Source organism: Haemophilus sp. HMSC61B11 (assembly GCF_001838615.1).
Lineage (GTDB): Bacteria > Pseudomonadota > Gammaproteobacteria > Enterobacterales > Pasteurellaceae > Haemophilus_D > Haemophilus_D parainfluenzae_AD.
On record NZ_KV837971.1, the window covers coordinates 341,756 to 348,001 of the forward strand.

A 6,246-nucleotide genomic window follows, 5' to 3' on the forward strand; every position below is an offset into this window, starting at 1 on the left:
TATGTTTACTTTAAATAAATTAACGACTTGGTTCCAAACTTAATAATCCTTCTAATGGATCATCTTCCTGCAATGTTGTTATAGCTTTCGTGGCTTTTTCTGTATCAAAACCCGCAATATTATTTTCAGTTTTGCCTGTATGCATACGGTTAGTATCCTGTTGTACTACAACTGGACTTGGAAGCATATTTGACATTCGTTGCATCCACATACTATTAATATTGCCGCCAGTTGTTCTTCTTGATAACAAAATTGGCAAGACTTTTTGAGCTTCAGTACTACCTTGTTCTGCAGCTAATTGATATAAACGAATTGCTTCACCAAAATTTACTGCAACGCCAACACCTTTATGGAAACGAACCGCTAAATCATAGCTTGCACTTGAATCACCCGCTTGAGAACGCTCTCTTAGCTCACCAATTACACCTACATTTGGTGGTGAAGAAACAGTTTTAGGTACCATTTGAACTGCTTGCTCATTTTGGCGATTTGATATAACGCGTTGATTTAGTCTTGCAGCAGGACTTCCTAAGCTAATCGCTTTTTCATTCCAACGTTGAGCTAATGCATAATTCCCTTTTTGGAAATGGTAGTTAGCCAAAGCATTCGCGGCAACGTAATCTCCCATAACTGCAGCATCATTAACCAATCTTTCGGACTTTGCATTAAATTGACTTAGGCCTTTTTGGTATTTTTCCAATAGCCCCTGCAAATATATTGCTCGAGCATATTTTAGGGAAGATACTTGCGCTAAATATTTATTAGCTCTAGCAAAATCTCTTGGTAAATTTCCACTAAACAACAAATAGGCATTCGCCATTAACGCTTTTGGATTATTCTGTAAAACAAAATGATCAAATTCATCATAAGCATTTTGATAATCCTTATTACGGTAGCTTTCATAAGCAAATTCCATGGAAAACCCCGTATTTTGCTCTTGCTGAACGGTTGAATTCCTAGGCTCAATCGGCTTATTAATCACGATTTGTGCATAAGAAACCGGAATCCCCGCTAGCAAGGCATAAACAAATAATTTAGATGCTGAATATTTTTTTGACATATCGTCCCCAATGATTATTTGTTTACTTCACTTGATAACTAACTGTTTGGATACCTTTTAAATCATCACCAAAGATTGTTTTTAATTGCTCAGATAACGCATTCATATCCTTCACTTTAAGAGGATTCAAAGCATCCCCAAAGTTGCTCTGAAGCTTATCAGATACACTATAATATGAAGCCATACACATCACACTTTCTTTACCTTTTTCATTTAAACTTAAAGTAAATGCATCAGAGCCTGGAATTTTCAGTGGATTATTTTTAGAGGTTATACCCTCTCCTTGGATAGGATTTGGATAAACCTGAGTAATGCTTTTCGATGCGTCTTGGTAGAAACACGCTAAATAAGTTGAATCTCTATCCACATTAACATCTAACTCTAATGCATCGCCTCGACGATAGGATGATTTATTTAAGTTAATGCCTACATTAATTGGTGCATCTTTATCAGAATTTAGTACTGGATATCCTCCTCGAGGTTGCTCTTCTTTATCATCTGATGCTTCTACTCCTACTTTCTTAAAGTTACCATTTGCATCTGTTTTTACATAATTTTTCATTAAGCGTTCATAGCTTTCGAAATTAATAAAACCAGAAGGTGTCGCTTTATTATCTTTTTGGAATGCCGATAATGCATCACGGAATTCTTTTGAACTCTTGCCATCTACTTTACCGCTGTAATAACCTAAGTTTTTCAAGCCAGTTTGGAAGAATTTCACTTTGCTACTATCTCCCATTCCACCGTACCAATCTAACAATTCACGTTGGAATTCCGGATGAGCTTGGTCAAGCGATAAACATTGCCAATAAGGCACTTTAGTTAATTTACCCACTAACTCTATCGTACCTAAATCAACTAAGGTTCGCATTGAACCTCCCAGCCCTTGAGAAAGCGCTCGTTCTAAAGAAAACTGAACACCTGTTTTCTTAATTTTTGCACCAGCATCGAGTCCAAAACCCTTACCAGCAGCAACAATTTCATTAGATGAATCAATACCTGGATAAAGCGTACGAGTTAAAAAGTCACCCATGTGCAACTCCAACCCCAATGCGGTTGTCATCAAATCACCTGAAATACCAAGCTCACCATCTTCTGCATAAGAAAGTCCTAAGCTATTGGACTTACGTAATACATTCTGATCCACATAAGATACGGCCCCTGAAATATAAAGTTGAGGAGCTGGAATTTGCATACTTCCAGTTGGTAATAAAAGATTTGTTAACGTTTGTACTGTATCTTGTTTTAAAGGATCGATTTCAAAATCAGCGACTTTAAAAGCACCACTAGTTTTCGACATTTGTGACAACGCAGTCATAATCATTTCACTTGCTGCTACACCAGCTTTAGTTGATGGATCTTTAATAGTTTTTACCGCAATAACTGTTTCACCAATATTACTTTGACGTAGCAAATCATCCATACAATTTAAACTATCACTGAAACTTGATATCGATCTAACTGGTTCTACTGCCGGGAGATTATGAGTTGTTGTCGAACCAATATATGGTCTATCCTCCTTTAGATTTGTAGCAGACAAAGAACACCCAACTAGATTAGAAATCAAAACATAAGAAATAATAGTTCGAGAAAATTTCATAAGATACCTTAAGTTATTATTAATTATTTACAGACATTGATTACATCGCCTTTAACAACGACGACATTATTATTTTTATTTTTAGGACCATATCGACCAGAACTAGCACCTTTTTGAGCAGTAACATTTCCAACATTTGTAGAACAATTTTTAGAACGTCCTCCAAATGAACTGCCACTAGAAGTGTTGTTATACTGAGATACACTATTCTCAGCCTCATCTTCCATCTCTATTCCCATTCCAATTCTTGACCACTTTTGAGCCTGAACTTCATGAACTTTTGCTTTATCCAAAGGTCCTAAACCTTTTCTTGGTACAAGTTCACCATTTCCAGCAAAAGTATTCAGAGATAAAAAACATGAAGCCCCAAATAGTATCAACATGTAAAAAACTTTCATGACTTCGTCCCCAACAGAATTTTAAAACATATAAAAAATTGGTTATTGGATAACCAATAACCAATTAATTTTATTTATGACTATTCGCTGCTATTAGAACTTAGGTTTTGTATAGCCTTACTTCCACCAACCGCAGTATTAGCTACCGCACCTTGAATATTAGTGGTTTGTGTGTTATTACCACCGATAGTTACTTTACCATGGTTAGATGAAATATTTTGAATCGCTTTACTACCACCCACAGCTGTATTAGCTACTGCACCTTGAATATTGGTAGTTTGTGTGTTGTTACCACCAATTTTAATTGCAGCATTAGTAGATAAAGCTAAACTTGCTGCAAAGATTGCTGCTGCACTAATCTTAACTAGATTTTTCATTGTTTTTCCTCTTTTTTTAAAAGAAATTGAGCATTACTATGCTTATTGAAATTAATGATTACTTAATACAATCATTAATTCTGAGCTAAAGATTAATAATCTTTAACAACAGAACCGATATTCACTTCAGATTTACCACCTGAAGAAGAATTGACAATTGAACCAACACTAACTGACTGATTATGACTTCCACCATCATTTACTGATGATCCAATATTAATGCTGGCTTTACCGCTGCCAGATGCTCTATTTACTAAAGAGCCATTCACAACAACATTTTGGGTATTATTGCCAACACTCTTACCTACGGTAGAACCAACATTAATCATTGCTTTACCGCTGCCAGAAGAAGAGTTATTTACAGCTCCACTAACAGTTACATTTTGAGTGCTCCCATAAACGAACGTTGATACAGAGCAAACTCCAAATGCAATAAGCAATAATTGTTTAAAACAAAAAGTTTGTTTTTTCATTTTTACCTCAAGATTCCTCATGAGAAAATATTATTCAATCAAGGATTGAAAACTGAAATCGGTATATTCCAGTCAGAGGGTAATCTATCACGGCAAAATAAACTCAGTCATTAGACCAGTTATTTTTGAACTATAATAAGCAATATATGCCGCATATTTTTTACGAAAAGTAAATAATGTATTTTTAATACAAATAAAACATTTAGTTAAACAAAAAACTCACAAATAAGCGTCCTTATTATCTAATAATTTCACATAAAATTTAAAAGATTTCGCCAATCAATAAAACAAAAACGATAGAATTAAAAAACAATAATGTTTATAAGATAACCAACGCAAACGCTTGCAGAGGTTAAAAAATAAACAAACTTCAACATTATTTGTTAAGCTAATTGAGCATAAAATCAATATTTTCCCAATTTAATTTGAGCTCAATCTGAAAATCAGCGACAATACACCATTATTTAAAACAGAAGAAACAAGACAAATGAGTTATCCATTAGAAGAAGTGAATAAACGTCGCACATTTGCGATTATTTCCCACCCTGACGCGGGTAAAACCACCATCACCGAAAAGGTATTGTTATACGGCAATGCCATTCAAAAGGCGGGATCTGTCAAAGGTAAAGGCTCAGCACAGCATGCAAAATCTGACTGGATGGAAATGGAAAAACAACGTGGTATTTCCATTACGACTTCCGTGATGCAATTCCCTTACAATGAGTGCCTAGTGAATTTATTAGATACGCCAGGGCATGAGGACTTCTCAGAAGATACTTACCGCACTTTAACGGCTGTAGATAGCTGCTTAATGGTGATCGACTCAGCAAAAGGGGTTGAGGAACGTACCATTAAATTAATGGAAGTCACCCGTTTGCGCGATACACCAATTATCACTTTCATGAATAAACTTGACCGTGATATTCGTGATCCAATGGAATTATTAGATGAAGTGGAAAACGTATTGAAAATCCATTGTGCACCGATTACTTGGCCGATTGGTTGCGGTAAATTGTTTAAAGGGGTTTATCATTTATATAAAGATGAAACCTATCTTTATCAGAGTGGACAAGGCTCGACCATTCAAGAAGTACGAATCGTTAAAGGCTTAAATAGCCCTGAATTAGACGCTGCCGTAGGCGATGACTTAGCCCAACAACTGCGTGATGAATTAGAGCTAGTAAAAGGTGCAAGTAATGAATTTGATTTGGATTTATTCTTAAGTGGTGAATTGACGCCAGTCTTTTTCGGTACTGCATTAGGTAACTTCGGTGTCGATCATTTCTTAGATGGTTTAACCGAATGGGCTCCTGCACCGCAAGCTCGCCAAGCGGATACTCGTAAAGTCTCAGCAGAAGAAGAACAATTTACTGGTTTCGTGTTTAAAATCCAAGCCAATATGGATCCCAAACACCGCGACCGCGTGGCTTTCCTACGCGTAGTTTCTGGCAAATATGAAAAAGGGATGAAACTCAAACACGTACGTATTGGTAAAGATGTGGTTATTTCCGATGCACTCACCTTTATGGCTGGGGATCGTACCCATGCTGATGAAGCTTATGCTGGTGATATTATCGGTCTGCACAATCACGGTACAATTCAAATTGGCGATACCTTTACACAAGGTGAAGAGCTTAAATTTACCGGTATTCCAAACTTTGCACCTGAATTATTCCGTCGTATTCGTTTGAAAGATCCTCTCAAACAAAAACAATTGTTGAAAGGTTTAGTACAACTTTCTGAAGAAGGTGCTGTGCAGGTATTCCGCCCATTAAGTAATAATGATTTAATTGTTGGCGCGGTCGGTGTGTTACAGTTTGATGTGGTTGTTTCTCGTTTGAAATCAGAATATAACGTAGAAGCCATTTACGAAACTGTCAACGTTGCAACGGCTCGTTGGGTTGAATGTGCAGATAACAAAAAATTTGAAGAGTTCAAACGTAAGAATGAGCAAAATCTAGCATTAGATGGTGGTGATAATCTTACTTATATCGCTCCGACTATGGTAAACCTGAATCTTGCACAAGAACGTTATCCTGATGTGACCTTCTTTAAAACAAGGGAACATTAATTGTAATATAAAGTGCGGTCAAAATTTATAGTGAATTTGTACCGCACTTTTTTATAGATAAAAAAATGAAATACTAAGGTGCGGTTAAATTTAATCGCATTTTTATATAAAAGAAATAGAGAAAAAGAAAATAAGATGGCTGGGGTACTAGGATTCGAACCTAGGGATGCCGAGATCAAAACCCGGTGCCTTACCGCTTGGCGATACCCCAACAGAAATTCTTTGATTGGAAATAAAGAAGATTTTATTTAGATAGTATGGCTGGGG

General features: G+C 36.2%; 6 protein-coding genes and 1 tRNA gene. 1 reads left to right on the forward strand and 6 read right to left on the reverse strand.

From position 1 onward, the window contains the following. Window positions 1-19: 19 nt before the first annotated feature. The 5 genes from HMPREF3263_RS05810 to HMPREF3263_RS05830 form a co-directional block, all read right to left on the reverse strand. Window positions 20-1,060 (reverse strand): tetratricopeptide repeat protein, encoded by a 1,041-nt coding sequence (locus HMPREF3263_RS05810; RefSeq protein WP_005698787.1) that lies wholly within the window; start codon window positions 1,058-1,060, stop codon window positions 20-22. A gap of 22 nt (window positions 1,061-1,082) precedes the next feature. Then, window positions 1,083-2,483, reverse strand: coding sequence for a DUF4384 domain-containing protein (locus tag HMPREF3263_RS05815; protein WP_005698798.1), 1,401 nt, complete (start codon window positions 2,481-2,483; stop codon window positions 1,083-1,085). 200 nt (window positions 2,484-2,683) lie between these two features. Beyond that, window positions 2,684-3,058, reverse strand: a complete 375-nt coding sequence (locus HMPREF3263_RS05820) for a hypothetical protein (protein WP_005695714.1) — start codon at window positions 3,056-3,058, stop codon at window positions 2,684-2,686. A gap of 80 nt (window positions 3,059-3,138) precedes the next feature. Next, complete coding sequence (locus HMPREF3263_RS05825) at window positions 3,139-3,435, reverse strand: hypothetical protein (protein ID WP_005695713.1); 297 nt, start codon at window positions 3,433-3,435, stop codon at window positions 3,139-3,141. 92 nt (window positions 3,436-3,527) lie between these two features. After that, window positions 3,528-3,908, reverse strand: coding sequence for a hypothetical protein (locus tag HMPREF3263_RS05830; RefSeq protein WP_005698794.1), 381 nt, complete (start codon window positions 3,906-3,908; stop codon window positions 3,528-3,530). Window positions 3,909-4,395: 487 nt separating this feature from the next. Between HMPREF3263_RS05830 and prfC the strand changes: the two genes are divergently transcribed. Then, window positions 4,396-5,979: a peptide chain release factor 3 gene (gene prfC, locus HMPREF3263_RS05835; RefSeq protein ID WP_005698816.1), complete on the forward strand. Its 1,584-nt coding sequence runs from the start codon at window positions 4,396-4,398 to the stop codon at window positions 5,977-5,979. Between the two features lie 136 nt (window positions 5,980-6,115). Here prfC and HMPREF3263_RS05840 read toward each other — a convergent pair. Next, window positions 6,116-6,190, reverse strand: a tRNA-Gln gene (locus tag HMPREF3263_RS05840). Window positions 6,191-6,246 lie beyond the last annotated feature (56 nt).